Origin of the sequence: Nocardiopsis changdeensis (assembly GCF_018316655.1) — a bacterium.
GTDB lineage: Bacteria > Actinomycetota > Actinomycetes > Streptosporangiales > Streptosporangiaceae > Nocardiopsis > Nocardiopsis changdeensis.
Window position 1 is genome coordinate 2,405,313 of the sequence record NZ_CP074133.1, and the last position, 14,185, is coordinate 2,419,497.

General features: G+C 73.6%; 13 protein-coding genes. 8 read left to right on the forward strand and 5 right to left on the reverse strand.

Annotation, left to right across the window (positions count from 1 at the left end; all coding sequences use genetic code 11):
- The first annotated feature begins 579 nt into the window (after positions 1-579).
- From KGD84_RS10975 to KGD84_RS10985, 3 genes are all read left to right on the forward strand, one after another.
- Positions 580-1,233 carry a response regulator transcription factor gene (locus KGD84_RS10975; protein WP_220565670.1) on the forward strand — a complete coding sequence of 218 codons (654 nt, stop codon included), beginning with the start codon at positions 580-582 and terminating at the stop codon, positions 1,231-1,233.
- Positions 1,234-1,301: 68 nt separating this feature from the next.
- On the forward strand, positions 1,302-2,519 hold the full coding sequence (locus tag KGD84_RS10980; protein ID WP_220565671.1) for a sensor histidine kinase: 1,218 nt from the start codon (positions 1,302-1,304) through the stop codon (positions 2,517-2,519).
- Between the two features lie 506 nt (positions 2,520-3,025).
- On the forward strand, positions 3,026-3,322 hold the full coding sequence (locus KGD84_RS10985) for a DUF4193 domain-containing protein (protein WP_220565672.1): 297 nt from the start codon (positions 3,026-3,028) through the stop codon (positions 3,320-3,322).
- Between the two features lie 163 nt (positions 3,323-3,485).
- Here the strand turns inward: KGD84_RS10985 and KGD84_RS10990 are convergent, their stop codons facing one another.
- A complete protein-coding gene (locus KGD84_RS10990; RefSeq protein WP_220560173.1) occupies positions 3,486-3,764 on the reverse strand; it encodes a DUF4235 domain-containing protein in 279 nt (92 codons plus the stop codon).
- A gap of 223 nt (positions 3,765-3,987) precedes the next feature.
- On the opposite strand from KGD84_RS10990, the gene valS reads away from it, so the two are divergent.
- The 4 genes from valS to KGD84_RS11010 all read left to right on the forward strand — a co-directional run bounded on the left by valS (position 3,988) and on the right by KGD84_RS11010 (position 9,139).
- Positions 3,988-6,573, forward strand: a complete 2,586-nt coding sequence (valS, locus tag KGD84_RS10995) for a valine--tRNA ligase (RefSeq protein ID WP_220560174.1) — start codon at positions 3,988-3,990, stop codon at positions 6,571-6,573.
- Between the two features lie 369 nt (positions 6,574-6,942).
- On the forward strand, positions 6,943-7,419 hold the full coding sequence (gene dut / locus KGD84_RS11000) for a dUTP diphosphatase (RefSeq protein ID WP_220560175.1): 477 nt from the start codon (positions 6,943-6,945) through the stop codon (positions 7,417-7,419).
- 57 nt (positions 7,420-7,476) lie between these two features.
- Positions 7,477-8,331, forward strand: coding sequence for a DUF3710 domain-containing protein (locus KGD84_RS11005; RefSeq protein WP_220560176.1), 855 nt, complete (start codon positions 7,477-7,479; stop codon positions 8,329-8,331).
- Positions 8,332-8,410: 79 nt separating this feature from the next.
- The gene (locus tag KGD84_RS11010) at positions 8,411-9,139 is read left to right on the forward strand and encodes a PIG-L deacetylase family protein (protein WP_220560177.1); all 729 of its coding nucleotides are present in this window, start codon (positions 8,411-8,413) and stop codon (positions 9,137-9,139) included.
- A 37-nt stretch (positions 9,140-9,176) separates the two neighbouring features.
- Here the strand turns inward: KGD84_RS11010 and KGD84_RS11015 are convergent, their stop codons facing one another.
- Together KGD84_RS11015 and KGD84_RS11020 are read right to left on the reverse strand one after the other, a co-directional pair.
- Positions 9,177-10,346 carry a serpin family protein gene (locus KGD84_RS11015; RefSeq protein ID WP_220560178.1) on the reverse strand — a complete coding sequence of 390 codons (1,170 nt, stop codon included), beginning with the start codon at positions 10,344-10,346 and terminating at the stop codon, positions 9,177-9,179.
- 46 nt (positions 10,347-10,392) lie between these two features.
- Positions 10,393-11,493, reverse strand: a complete 1,101-nt coding sequence (locus KGD84_RS11020) for a serpin family protein (protein WP_255646445.1) — start codon at positions 11,491-11,493, stop codon at positions 10,393-10,395.
- A 278-nt stretch (positions 11,494-11,771) separates the two neighbouring features.
- Between KGD84_RS11020 and KGD84_RS11025 the strand changes: the two genes are divergently transcribed.
- Positions 11,772-12,506: a DUF3159 domain-containing protein gene (locus KGD84_RS11025; protein WP_220560179.1), complete on the forward strand. Its 735-nt coding sequence runs from the start codon at positions 11,772-11,774 to the stop codon at positions 12,504-12,506.
- 74 nt (positions 12,507-12,580) lie between these two features.
- On the opposite strand, the gene KGD84_RS11030 is transcribed toward KGD84_RS11025, so the two are convergent.
- Positions 12,581-13,264, reverse strand: a complete 684-nt coding sequence (locus tag KGD84_RS11030; RefSeq protein WP_220560180.1) for a potassium channel family protein — start codon at positions 13,262-13,264, stop codon at positions 12,581-12,583.
- Between the two features lie 2 nt (positions 13,265-13,266).
- The gene (locus KGD84_RS11035) at positions 13,267-13,938 is read right to left on the reverse strand and encodes a potassium channel family protein (protein ID WP_220560181.1); all 672 of its coding nucleotides are present in this window, start codon (positions 13,936-13,938) and stop codon (positions 13,267-13,269) included.
- Positions 13,939-14,185: the final 247 nt, after the last annotated feature.

A 14,185-nucleotide genomic window follows, 5' to 3' on the forward strand; every position in this document is an offset into this window, starting at 1 on the left:
GAACACGTCGCGGCCCGGCCTCCCGGCCCGGTTCCGCGCGTGCCACTTACGTCTACCGCACTGTGACCCACGTCAAACCACCGGCCCCCGCGCGTGATGTTTCCGTGACCGGACCCGCGGCCGCGGGGTCCTTCCGCAGGATGGAAAAGCCCCTGTGGGCAGGGGTGGAGCCAGGCGTCCCGCGGCGGCCGCCGCGCACGGCCGGGCCGCTCTCCCGGCCGCCCGCGCCACGTGTCCCATGACACATCCGCGGGTAAAGCCCGGGGCTTACTTGTTTCTTATTCTTGATGTGTCAGATTCGAGATGTGCGGGGTTACGTCGCCGTCGGCGGTTGGGGGATTCGCCGACGGCGACGCCCCGCGCACAAAGGGGGTCGCGAGACTCCCGGCCCAGCGCCCGTCCCGGCGCGGGGTGAGGACGAGGTCCGGTTCGCGCCGACGGCGCGGCGGGTTTACCGTCTCCTTACCCCCGCCGTGAGAGAACGGTTGACGCGGCCGGGACCGAGAACGCCGCTGCCGGTGTGTTGGGGGATGCGCCGGCAGCGGCCCCTTTTTCCCAGGTACCGAAGAGGACTTGACGTTGCGTGTACTCGTGGTCGAAGACGAGCGTGTCCTGGCCGACGCCGTCGCGGTGGGCCTGCGCCGCGAGGCCATGGCCGTGGACGTGGTCTATGACGGCGACACCGCCCTGGAGCACACCGCGGTCAACGACTACGACGTGGTCGTCCTGGACCGCGACCTGCCCGGCACCCACGGCGACGACGTCGCCCGCACCCTGGTCGGCGAGAGCTACAACGGGCGCATCCTGATGCTCACCGCCTCCGACACCGTCCAGGCCAAGGTCGAGGGCCTGCGCCTGGGCGCCGACGACTACCTGGCCAAGCCCTTCCACTTCCCCGAGCTGGTGGCCCGCGTGCAGGCGCTGGCCCGGCGCTCCACCCCGCCGCTGCCCCCGGTCCTGGAGCGGCACGGCATCACCCTCGACCCGGCCAACCACCGCGTCCACCGGGAGGGGCGCGAGATCGCCCTGACCCCCAAGGAGTTCGCGGTGCTCCAGGTCCTCATGCGCGCCCAGGGCACCGTGGTCAGCGCCGAGGGCCTGCTGGAGAAGGCCTGGGACGAGAACGCCGACCCCTTCACCAACGTCGTGCGCGTCACCGTCATGACCCTGCGCAAGAAGCTCGGCGCGCCCCCGGTCATCCAGACCGTGCCCGGCGCGGGGTACCGGCTGTGAGACCCTCCGGCCCGGACGGAGGCAGGTCCGTCGGGGCGCGGCCCGCGGGCGCCGACCCCAACGGCGGCGTGGAGCCCACCCGCCCGGGGGACACCGGCACCTGGCGCCGCCTGGGCGCGGCCGACCCGGCCCGTGCGGGGGCCGAGCGCTCGGCCGCCTCCGAGCGGGTCCACCGGTTCGCCGACAACCTCAGCCTGCGCGCCCGGCTCACCCTCATCTACGGGATGCTGTTCTTCGCCGCGGGCTCGGTGCTGGTCCTGGTCAACTACCTGATCGTGGCGGTCCTGCTCAACGCCCTGCTCAGCGAGGACAGCGCGGCCGAGCTGGCGGCGCACGGGTACCTCATCGAGGAGGTCCTCACCCACGTCACCCGGTTCTCGCTGCTCGCGCTGCTCCTGGTGGGGCTGCTCGCGGTGGCCCTGGGGTACGCGGTCGCGGGCCGGGCCCTGTCCCCGTTGCAGAAGATCACCCGCATCGCGCGCCGGCTCTCCGAACGCGACCTGCACGAGCGCATCGCCCTGTCCGGCCCCGACGACGAGATCCGCGAGCTGGCCGACACCTTCGACGGCATGCTCGAACGCCTGGACCGCGCCTTCGACGGCCAGCGCAGGTTCGTCGCCAACGCCTCCCACGAGCTGCGCACGCCCCTGGCGATCAACCGCACCCTGCTGGAGGTGGCGCTCAGCGCCCCGGACGTCTCCCCGGACCTGAAGTCCGTCGGCCGCACCCTGCTGGAGACCAACGCCCGCCACGAGCGCCTCATCGACGGCCTGCTCTTCCTCGCCAAGAGCGACCGCGAGCTGGAGGTGCGCGCCCGCGTCGACCTGGGGGAGGTGGCCGGCACGGTGCTCAGCCAGTTCGCCTCGGAGGTCGCCGACTCCGGGCTGGGGCTGCGCAAGGACCTGCGCCCGGCGGTGGTCGTCGGCGACCCGGTCCTGCTGGAGCGCCTGGTCGCCAACCTGGTGGAGAACGCCCTCAAGTACAACGTCCCCGACGGCGAGATCACCGTCCGCAGCGGCCTGTACGAGGGGCTCCCGGCCGTGCAGGTGGAGAACTCCGGCAAGGTGATCCCCGCCTACGAGATCGAGGGCCTCTTCGAACCGTTCCGCCGCGGCTCGGGCGACCGGGTGGGCTCGGGCCGCAGCGCCGGGCTGGGCCTGTCCATCGTCCGCTCGGTGGTGCGCGCCCACGAGGGCGTGGTCACCGCGTGGCCGCGCTCGGGCGGCGGACTGGTGATCACCGTCTGCCTTCCCGTCCCGTCGGGCGAGACGCCCGAGCGGCGCTGAACCGGGCCCTTTCGACCCGCCGAACATATCGCCCGGGGCCCGGTAAATAGGGCCCAAGCTGCGTCACGCCACGCTTCGTGGTATCTATACGTGTCCGAAGACACGCCCATCCGGGTCACGTGCGCCGACCTCGGGTGGGTATGCTGCCTCGGGCGTGGACACGGAGGGAATCCCTCCTGACGTGGGCATGTCTTCGGTTTTCGCCCGCGGTGAGGGAGTGATCCGCGCTTTGTCCGGGGTGGGCGAAACGGCTTTTCCAGGTCTACGGGACACCCGATACCGGGTAGTACTCCAGGGGAAACCGGCTCGAAAGCGGCGACTCTATCTGGCCGCCTTCGGACACGGTCCCGCAAAAAGTGCTACCGACCTGTGAGCGGTGGCCCGGGAGGGGGCACGGTTCACCGGTGATCGGGAAACTCATCGGCCGAACCGGGCACAACCGAGGTCTCTCAAGCGTTACTACCCGCGCGACGAGGCACTGAACGAGGGGGATGGAGTTAGCAGAGATGGCCACCGACTACGACAGCCCGCGCAAGACTGACGAGGACATCAACGAGGACAGCCTTCAGGAGCTGCAGGCTCGGCGCGTGGACAAGGGCACCGGCACGATCGACATCGACCCCGACGAGGTCGCGGAGGGCATGGAACTGCCCGGTGCCGACCTGTCGGGCGAGGAACTCGCCGTCCGGGTGCTGCCGCGTCAGGCCGACGAGTTCACCTGCTCGCGCTGCTTCCTGGTGCACCACCGCAGCCAGCTCGCCGAGCAGCGGGCCGGGCAGCTGGTCTGCAAGGAATGCGCCTGACAGGTCGGGACGGACGAGGCGCCGTCCCGTCCACGGGCGTCCGGCGCGCCCTCCCCTGACGGGCGCGCACGCACGGGGAGCCGGACCGACGACGGTGGACGGCCGACCGCACGGATCACACGGTGCGGTGGGCCGCCCACCGTCGTCCTTTCCCGGGGGAGGGTCAGGCCTCCAGGACCTCGGGGGCCGTACGCTGCAGGCCCTTGCGGGCGGTGCGCACGGCCAGGACACGGGCCACCTCGACGCCGACGCCGGCGACGACCGCCCAGCCCAGGGCGCGGCCCAGGCTCACGTCCGGGGATTCCAGGTCCGTGGGCGGCTCCTCGCCGGTCGCACGGGTCCACGCGAAGGTCAGCGCCTTGCGCATGACGAACTCGGCCGCGAACCCGGCCACGAAGCCCAACAGGACCGGGGTGACCTCACCGCCGTCCTTCTTAGCCATGAATCGTTCACCGTTCTTGTCGAGTGCACGGGCACGGGCGGAGGACCGCCCGCCACCCCATGGTCTACCGCAACGATCCTTTCACGCGAGCGGCCCCCGCCGGGGGAGCACCCCGGCCCCGGAACGGGATACCCCAGGGGGGTGGCCGGAGCGTGACGCACCAGGGCGTACCGTGCCGTGAAACCAGGAGCGATCACGCTCCGGAGCGCACTACCATTGCCCCATGACCAACCGCTCTCATTCCTTCCGCATGCCCGACAAGCCTTCGCTGGACGGTATCGAGGCGAAGTGGGTCGACGTATGGGATGAGTCCGGCGTCTACCACTTCGACCGCACGGCCGAACGCGAGGACGTCTACTCCATCGACACCCCGCCGCCCACGGTCTCGGGGTCGCTGCACATCGGCCACGTCTTCTCGTACACGCACACCGACACCGTCGCGCGCTTCCAGCGCATGAACGGCAAGGCCGTCTTCTACCCCATGGGCTGGGACGACAACGGCCTGCCCACCGAGCGGCGGGTCCAGAACTACTACGGCGTCCGCTGCGACCCGTCGGTCGCCTACGACCCGGAGTTCGAGCCCCCGGCCAAGCCCGACCCCAAGCGGCAGATCCCCGTCTCCCGCCGCAACTTCATCGAGCTGTGCGACCGGCTCACGGCCGAGGACGAGAAGGTCTTCGAGTCGATCTGGCGGCGCCTGGGCCTGAGCGTCGACTGGCGCCACACCTACGCGACCATCGACGACAACTCCCGGGCCGCCGCCCAGCGCGCCTTCCTGCGCAACCTCGCCCGCGGCGAGGCCTACATGGCCGAGGCGCCCACCCTGTGGGACGTCACCTTCCGCACCGCGGTCGCCCAGGCCGAGCTGGAGGACCGCGAGCGGCCCAGCGCCTACCACAAGGTCGCCTTCCACCGGCCCGACGGCGCCCCGGTCCACATCGAGACCACCCGCCCCGAGCTGCTCGCGGCCTGCGTCGCCCTGGTCGCCCACCCCGACGACGAGCGGTACCAGGACCTCTTCGGCACCACCGTCACCACGCCGGTCTTCGGCGTGGAGGTCCCCGTCAAGGCGCACCGGCTCGCCGACCCCGAGAAGGGGTCCGGCATCGCCATGATCTGCACCTTCGGCGACACCACCGACGTCACCTGGTGGCGCGAGCTCCAGCTGGAGACCCGGCCCGTCATCGGCTGGGACGGGCGCATCCTCGCCGACCCGCCCGCGGGCCTGGAGTCCGGCGCCGCCCGCGAGGCCTACGACCGCCTGGTCGGCGCCACCGTCCACACCGCCCGCGAGCGCGTCGTCGAGATGCTGCGCGAGAGCGGCGACCTGGTCGGCGACCCCAAGCCCATCACCCACCCGGTCAAGTTCTACGAGAAGGGCGACAAGCCCCTCGAGATCGTCACCACCCGCCAGTGGTACATCCGCAACGGCGGCCGCGACGAGGACCTGCGCCGACGGCTCGTCGAGCGGGGCCGTCAGCTCACCTGGCACCCCGAGCACATGCGCTCCCGCTACGAGAACTGGGTCGAGGGCCTCAACGGCGACTGGCTGATCAGCCGCCAGCGCTTCTTCGGCGTCCCCTTCCCGGTCTGGTATCCGCTGGACGCGGACGGCAACCCGCGCTACGACGAGCCCCTCCTGCCCACCGAGCGGCAGCTGCCCGTCGACCCCAGCTCCGAGGCGCCCGCCGGGTACACCGAGGACCAGCGCGGCCGGCCGAACGGGTTCACCGGCGACCCCGACGTGATGGACACCTGGGCCACCTCGTCGCTGTCGCCGCAGATCGCCTCCGGCTGGGAGCGCGACGAGGACCTGTTCCGCCGCGTCTTCCCGATGGACTACCGCCCCCAGGGCCAGGACATCATCCGGACCTGGCTGTTCTCCACGGTCGTGCGCGCCCACTTCGAGAACGACACGCTGCCCTGGCACACCACCGGCATCTCCGGCTGGATCCTGGACCCGGACCGCAAGAAGATGTCCAAGTCCAAGGGCAACGTCGTCACCCCGCTGGCGCTGCTGGAGAAGTACAGCTCCGACGCGGTCCGGTACTGGGCGGCCAGCGGCCGCCTGGGCACCGACACCGCCATGGACGAGGGGCAGATGAAGGTCGGCCGCCGGCTGGCCATCAAGATCCTCAACGCCAGCAAGTTCGTCATGTCCGTCGCGGGCGAGGGCGCGGTCGCCGACCCGGCGAGCGTCACCGAGCCCCTGGACCGCGCGATGCTCGCCACCCTGGCCGAGGTCGTGGAGGACGCCACCGCGGCGTTCACCGCCTACGACCACACCCGGGCCCTGGAGCGCACCGAGCGGTTCTTCTGGGACTTCTGCGACGACTACCTGGAGCTGGTCAAGGCCCGCGCCTACGACACCGGGTCCGCCGAGGGCGCGTCCGCGCGCTCCGCGCTGCTCATCGCCCTGGGCGCCCTGCACAAGCTCTTCGCCCCCTTCGTCCCCTTCGTGGCCGAAGAGGTCTGGAGCTGGTGGCAGGAGGGCTCGCTGCACGCCCAGTCCTGGCCGGACGCCGCCGAGTACCGGGCCGCGGCCGCCGACGGCGACCCCGTCGTCCTGACCGCCACCGCCGAGGTCCTGCGGGCCGTCCGCAAGGCCAAGTCCGAGGCCAAGCTGTCCATGCGGGCCGAGGTCGAGCGGGTCCGGGTCACCGGCAAGCGCGTCGAGGCCGCCCGGGCCGCGGCCGCCGACATCGCCGCCGCCGGCCGGGCCTCCGGGATCGACTTCCAGCCCACCGACGACGCCGAGCTGACCGTCGAGGTCACCCTCCCCGAGACAACCGGGGAGCCCGAGGCGTAACACCCGCTCGCCGGCGCCCCCGCGCCGCTGGGGGTGCCGGGCGGGGCGGTAAGGCCGCGGTTCCGGGCCGTCCGTCGGGGCCCTCCGCCATTCGGCGGGCGGTGACCGTGGTGCGGGACCGAGGGTCCCGCCGCCGGGGGCGCCGGGCGGGGTGGCGGAGCCGCGGGCCGTCCGTGAGGGCGGTGGCGGCCGGGCCGGGGCTCGGCGGAGGTCGGAAGGACACGGTGTGCGTCGTCGCGGCCGGGGCGGGAACCGCCCCGGCCGCGACGCGTTCCCGGCGGCGGCGGTCCCGCCGGAGCGGGACGGAAGGCGCCCGGGGGCGCCGTCGAACGCCGGGGCAGCGCCCCGGGGGCGATAGGCTCGGCGAATGTGAGTAGCGCATCCCCGGAGGGCGGCCGGATCCCGATCACGGTCCACCGCCTCGACCCCGGCCTTCCCCTGCCCGAGTACGCGCATCCCCAGGATGCGGGAGCCGACCTGTACACCGCCGTGGACGTCGTCCTCGCGCCCGGGGAGCGGGCCACCGTCCCCACCGGCCTGGCCATCGCCCTGCCGGACGGGTACGCGGCCTTCGTGCACCCCCGGTCGGGTCTGGCGGCGCGCTGCGGTCTCACGATCGTCAACGCCCCGGGCACCGTGGACGCCGGGTACCGGGGCGAGATCAAGGTGACCCTGCTCAACACCGACTCCGCGGACCCCGTGAAACTCACCCGGGGCGACCGGATCGCGCAGTTGGTGGTCCAGCGCGTGGAGCGGGCCGTGTTCGTCGAGGCGGACACGCTGCCCGGATCGGCGCGCGGAGCGGGCGGTTTCGGTTCGACCGGGGGCAGCGCCGCACTGCGGTGACGTACGTCCCCGACCCGGTGCGACCCCGGGACCAACGGAGAACGAAGAGGTGAGGGCGTGTTTGGACGCCGCCGCAAGAAGCGGAAAGAAGAGGACGGCAGAGCCGGTGCTCCCCGTCAGGGCGCGGCCGGTGCCGTCTCCTTCGACAACGAGGTGCACCCCGGGGCCGCGGCGGATCCCGGCGGCGAACCCGTCAAGGAGGCCGACCGGTACCGGTCCAACGGGCCGTGGGACGCCGCCGAGGAGGCGCCCGAGCTGAAGCGCATGGACCTGGGCGGGATCCGGGTGCCCCAGGAGCAGGGCACCGAGATCCAGGTCAACGTGGCCCAGGACGCCCAGGGCAAGCAGAAGGCCATCGGCGTGACCCTGGTGCGCGGCAAGAGCGCCGTCCAGGTGCAGGCCTTCGCGGCCCCCAAGTCGTCCGGCCTGTGGGACGAGATGCGCGAGGAGCTGCGCGAGCAGGTCCAGAAGCAGGGCGGCAAGGTCGAGGACCACGACGGCACCTTCGGCCCCGAGCTCAAGGCCCTGGTCCCGGTGCCCGGCCGGACCACCGAGGACGGCCGCCAGCTGGCCCAGCGGGTCCGGTTCATCGGCGTGGACGGGCCGCGCTGGGTGCTGCGCGGTGTGATCCGCGGTGAGGGCGCCGCCAAGCCGGAGGTGATGGCCGAGGTGGAGAAGCTGTTCTCCGACGTCGTCGTGGCGCGCGGCGACCAGCCCGTCCCGCCCGGAGAGCTGCTGCCGATCACCGTGCCCAAGCAGGTCCAGGAGCAGATGGCCAAGGTCGCCCAGGCGCGCGCCGCCCAGCAGGCCCAGGCCCGCCGGGCCAACGGGCAGGGTACGCCGGGGACCACGCCCAACGGGACGCGGCCCGACGCCCCGGGCGCCTCGCCCAACGGCTCCGGACAGGCCTGACGGACACCGCGGAACCGCCCCGGAGCCCCGGCTCCGGGGCGTTCCCGTGTCCGGGGCGGCGCCGCCGTAGGGTGGGGCCATGACGAACGACAGCGCACCCGTGCCCCTGCCGGAGGACTGGACCCGGGCCTTGGCCGTGGTCGCCCACCCCGACGACCTGGAATTCGGCTGCTCCTCGGCGATCGCCCGCTGGACCCGCCAGGGCAAGGAGGTCACCGAACTCATGGTCACCCGCGGGGAGGCGGGCATCGACAGCCTGGCGCCCCGGGAGTGCGCCCCGCTGAGGATGGCCGAGCAGCGCGCCTCGGCGGCCGTGGTGGGGGCCGATGTGGAGTTCCTCGACTTCCCCGACGGCCTGCTGGAGTACGGGCTCCCGCTGCGCCGCGCCCTGGCCGAGGCGATCCGCCGGCACCGGCCCGAGGTGATCGTCTCGATCAACTTCCGCGAGCACTTCGCCGGGGGGAGCGGCTTCAACCACGCCGACCACCGGGTGCTGGGCCCCGCCCTGCTCGACGCCGTCCGCGACGCCGCCAACCGGTGGGTCTTCACCGAGCAGCTCACCGACGGGCTGGAGCCCTGGTCCGGGGTGCGGTTCGTCGCCTTCGGCGCCTCGCCGAGGGCCGCCCACTTCGTCGAACTGGGCGAGGACGACCTGGCGGCCGGGGTGGCCTCCCTGGACGCCCACGAGGTCTACCTCGCCAACCTGGACGGTTTCGACCAGAAGTCGTTCCTACCGCAGGCCGCCGCGATGGCGGGGGAGTGGGCGGGAGTGCCGCTCGCCACCGGGTTCGAGGTGTTCGAGGCCTGAGGCGGGTCCGGCCCGCGCCGTGCGGGCCGGACCGCGTTCACAGGGTGGGGTCGGGCGTCCGCGCCGGCCCGGGGTCCTCGGGGTCGGTGATCCGGCCCAGGAAGAGCGCGGCGGAACCGCGGCGCAGGACGAACGCGAACGGCCGGTCCACGTGGAACTCCCGGGGCCGCTGCGGCATCGCCCCCAGGACCATCATCACGGCGGTCGCCGCGGCCCCCTCCGCGCCGACCTCGTCCACGTTGAGCACCGCCCGGTGGATGATCGCGTCCACCTGGAACGGGTCGCCGGTGATCCCGCTCAGATCGCCGCCGGGGCCGCCCGCGACGGCCGCCAGGCCGGGCAGCAGCGGCAGCAGCTCGAAACCGCTCTCCACCCGGAAGCGCGGCAGGGTGACCTCCACCCGTTCCGGGCGGCGTGCCTCCAGCAGCGCCCGGTACGTTCCGGCGGTCAGCACCGGGGCCGCGACGGCGCCGTCACCGGACAGGACGATGTCCAGGTGCAGCCCGTGGTGCCCGGACAGGGTGAGCATGCGCAGCCCCGCGGCCTCCGCCACCGGGAAGTGCTCCGTCTGTCGCATGGTGGGCACCCGCCGGTCGCCGCCGGGGGTGTGGAACACCCGCTCCGCGGTGTTCTCCGGGTCGAACGGGGAGATCCACACCAGCCGCGCCCACAGGGCGTTGAGCAGCACGGACCGGGTTCCCGCCGTGACGGACCCGGCCGGGAGCAGGTCGGGGATCATCCCCCGGGTGGTCTCGGCGACGGAGGCGTTGATCTCCTGGCGCACCTTCTCCGGCGCGCCGGCGAAGTCCGCGTGGCGCACCGCCGAGGAGGGGCGCTCGGCCAGCGCCGCGGCGAACCCGGGCAGGACGGCCTGCCCGGCCCGCACGTACAGGTCGTTCACCGACACCAGCTCCAGCGGCGGGACCTCCTGTCCGGGAGGGGTCCACCCGTCCGGCGGGCCTTCGCCGGGGGCCTCGGCCGACACCGCCGCGTCCAGGGCGGCGGTGTGCGTTCCCAGGGAGCCGCCGGCCCCCGCCAGCAGGCGGGTCAGCGCCGCGAGCACCTCCCCGGAGGCCCCGGCGGCGAGCAGGGAGAGCGCCGTGGCCGCCGAGTGCGGGGACCACACGTGCGAGGCGGCCGGTTCGGCCAGGGAGTCCTCCAGGGACAGCGCGAAACGGAGGTGGTCGGGGTCGAGCTCTGGTGTCATGGCGGGCCTTCTCGTGGGGAGGGACGGGATCGGGCGGCGGGCGGGGTCAGGCGGCGGGTCCGGGGTCGACGGGGTCGGTGACCCGGCCCATGAAGAGGATCGAGGCGCCGCGGCGCAGGGCGAACACGAAGGGCCGGTCCACGGTGAACTCCACCGGCCGGGAGGGCAGGCCCGCGCGCATCATGATCACGCCGGTGGCGGCGGCCCCCTCGGCGCCCTTCTCGTCCACGCGCAGCACGGCCTGGTGCAGGATCTCGCTCACCGCCAGCGGCTCGGGGCTGATGGCGTCGAACCGCGCCCGGCCGCCGACCATCTCCTCCACGCCCAGCCGCGTCAGGGGGCCCAGCAGGGACACGCTGGTGCGCACGGTGAACCGGGGCAGGGCCAGCTTCGTCATCGTCGGGGCCTGGGCCCGGTACAGGGCGGACAGCAGCTCCGGGGCCAGCGGCGGCGGTGTGGGGGCGGCGGTGTCGGGCAGCAGCACGTCCAGGTACAGGCCGTGCCCCCCGGCGAGGCTGACCAGGCTCCACCCGTGCGCGCGGGCCAGCGGCAGCCTGGCGGTGCGGTGCATGGTGGCCACCGGTCTGCTCCCGCCCGGCGCCCGGAACGGCACGGGCTTGGTACGGGAGGGCTTGAACGACTCCTGCCAGACCATCTTCACCCACAGGGCGTTGACCAGCAGCAGGCGGACGTCGGGGGGCGGCAGCCCCGGTGGCAGCAGCTGGTCGATGAGGCCGCGGGTCACCTGGGCGACCCGGCCGTTGATGTACCGGCGCACCCCCTCGGTGTCGCCCCGGAAGTCGACGTTGGCGATCTCCGCGCCGCCCCGGGCGCGCACGTGGTCCACGAACGTCCGGCGCAGCGGTAGGTCCCGGGGGACGTACAGGCCGTTGAGCACGGCCAGGTCCAGGCCCGGCTCGGGGGCCACCGAGGAGTCCAGGTCGAGCAGCTGCCCGGCGAAGTCGCGGCCGATCAGGGAGACGATCTGGGCCAGGGTCCGGTGGGACGAACCCGAGGCCAGCAGGGCCAGGACGGTGCCGACCGAGTGGGGCGACCACACGTGGGAGGTGCCGGGATGGATCAGTTCCCGGTCCATGGCGGCGGCGAACTCCAGGTGGTCCCTCCGGGGGAGGGGGATGGGCGACATCGGGCTCCTCGGATCGGTGGTTCTCCGGGGCCAGCGTACGGAGTGCCGACGCCGCAGGCCAGGGCCGCCCGTCCGGGCCGGGCGGAGGGGCCGTCCCCCGGCCGGTGAGAAATCGGTGAGAAGCCCCGCGGACCAACCGCCGCTCACACGGACGAACCGGCCGATAGCCGCCCGGCCGGGGCCGGGGGAGCGGACGGGCGTCGCGTAGTCTGGGGCATCATGACCGTGCGTCCCCCGCCCGGGGACGGTACCGACGACGCGGAGCGGACCGGGAGCAGATGACTGAGCAGCAGCGCGCCGATGGGGACACCGGACGGGAGCCCGAGGAGCAGCGGCCCCCGGCGGTGACCGAGGAGACGGTCGAGGCGCTGGTCCGCTCCCAGCTGGCCAAGGCGCTGGGCGGCAAGCGGGGGATGGTCGAGGCGGCCGTCCCGACCCTGACCTTCACCGTCTCCTACATCATCGGCTCGGACCTGCGCCTGTCGATCGGCCTGGGAGTGGTCGCGGCCCTGCTGCTGGGCGTGCTGCGGCTGGTCCAGCGCTCCTCGGTGCAGTACGTCGTCACCAGCCTGTTCGGCATCGGCATCGCCGCGGTCTTCGCGATGCGCAGCGGCAACGCCGCCGACGCCTTCCTGCCCGGCATCATCTACAACGCCGTCTACGCGCTGGTGCTGAGCCTGTCGGTGCTGGTGCGCTGGCCCGCCATCGGCCTGATGATCGGCCCGTTCATCGGGCACAAGGAGGACTTCACCTCCTGGCGCGAGAACCCCGCGGTGGTCTCGCTGGCGTCCAAGCTCACCTGGCTGCTGGTCCTGCCCTGCGTCCTGCGCGTGGTCGTGCAGTACCCCCTGTGGGCGGCCGCCACCTACGGCGGGGCGAACACGTTCGCGGCGCTGGGCCTGTCCAAGGTCGCCATGGGCTGGCCGCTCCAGGTCGCGGCGTTCGCCGCGATGGTGTGGGTGCTCGCCCGCGGCCGCACCCCGCTGTCCGGGCGGCCCGCCGACCGGGACTGACCGGGCCGGGTCGACACGGGCACGGGCCCTGGCCGACACGGGCACAGGGGCGCGCCCGGCGGGCGCGCCCCGGCTCAGGTCCCGGACCCCTCGCCCGCCGGGTCCAGGAGCTCCTCCAGCGGTCCCAGCGAATCGGGCTCGGCCAGGAACACCACGGTGTCGCCCACCGACAGCACCCGCTCGGGCTCGGGCGCGCGCACCCCGCCCGGGCCCACCACCGCGACCAGCGCCACGCCCTCGGGCAGCACCGCGGCCAGCTCGCTCTCGGACCGCCCCGCGAACGGGCTGCGCGCGTGCAGCACCGACTCGGCGATCTCCGCGCCCGGCAGCGGCGGCAGGGCGTCCTCGTCGAAGGACTCCTCCTGCGGGTCGTCCTCCACCAGGTCCGCGATCAGCCGCGGCGGCGACACCGCCAGGTCCACCCCCCACGAGTCGTTGAACAGCCACTCGTTGACGGGGTCGTTGATCCGGGCGATCACCCGGCCCACCCCGAACTCGGTCTTGGCCAGCAGGGACACGACCAGGTTCACCTTGTCGTCGCTGCTGGCCGCGACCACCACGTCGAAGTCGCCCAGCCGGGCGTCCTCCAGTGTGGACAGCTCGCAGGCGTCCGCCAGCAGCCACTCCACCTGCGGCAGGTCGTCCACCCCGATCGCCCGGGTGTCCCGGTCGATGAGCAGGACGTCGTGCCCGTTGCCCGCCAGCTCCGTGGCGATGGAGCGCCCCACGCTCCCGGCACCCGCGATCGCGACGCGCATCGCTACACCTCCCCGTCGCCGTGCAGCCGCGCTGCCAGGCCGTCCAGGTCCCGGGTGTCGGCCACGGCGTGCAGCACGTCGCCCTCCTCCAGGACCACCTCCGCGCCGGCCAGTACGATCCGTCCGCTGCGGGCCAGGTACACCACCCGCAGAGGCGCCCTCCGCTCCACCTCGGCGACCGGCCGCCCCGCCCACCCGTCGGGCAGGGCGACCTCGGTCATCGCCAGCGTCCCCGAGGCGTCCTGCCACTCCGGGCCCGCGGTCAGGCGGTCGTCCCCCGGCACCATCCGGCGCAGGATCGCGTCCGCCGTCCACCGCACCGTCGCCACGGTGGGGATGCCCAGCCGCTGGTACACCTCCGCGCGGCGCGGGTCGTAGATCCGCGCCACCACGTGCTCCACCCCGAACGTCTCGCGCGCCACCCGGGCCGCGATGATGTTGGAGTTGTCCCCGTTGCTCACCGCGGCGAACGCCCGGGCCCGGTCGATACCGGCGGCCAACAGCACCTCCCGGTCGTGCCCGAGCCCCCGGACCGCGTGCTTGGCGGTGTCCCCGCGCAGTCTCCGGAACGCCTCGGGGTCCTGGTCGATCACCGCCACCGTGTGCCCCAGGTCCACCAGTGTGTGCGCCAGCGTGGACCCCACGCGGCCGCACCCCATGATCACGATGTGCACCTCGCCCGCACTCCCGTCGAAACAGCGCCTCCCGGGCCCGGGGGTCGCCCGTGCCCTCTCAGTGACACCTTGGCACATCGGGCCACCGTCCCGTGCGCTCGGGCCGACACCGGCGGGGCCGGCCGGGCCCCGCGCGCCCGGCGTGACCGGATCCGGCCCGCGGTGGCGGTAGATTGGGGCGGTCGGTGGCCGTGCGCGCAGGTCACCCGCGGGACGTGCGCCGACGCGCACCCCGGGGCGCCCCGCA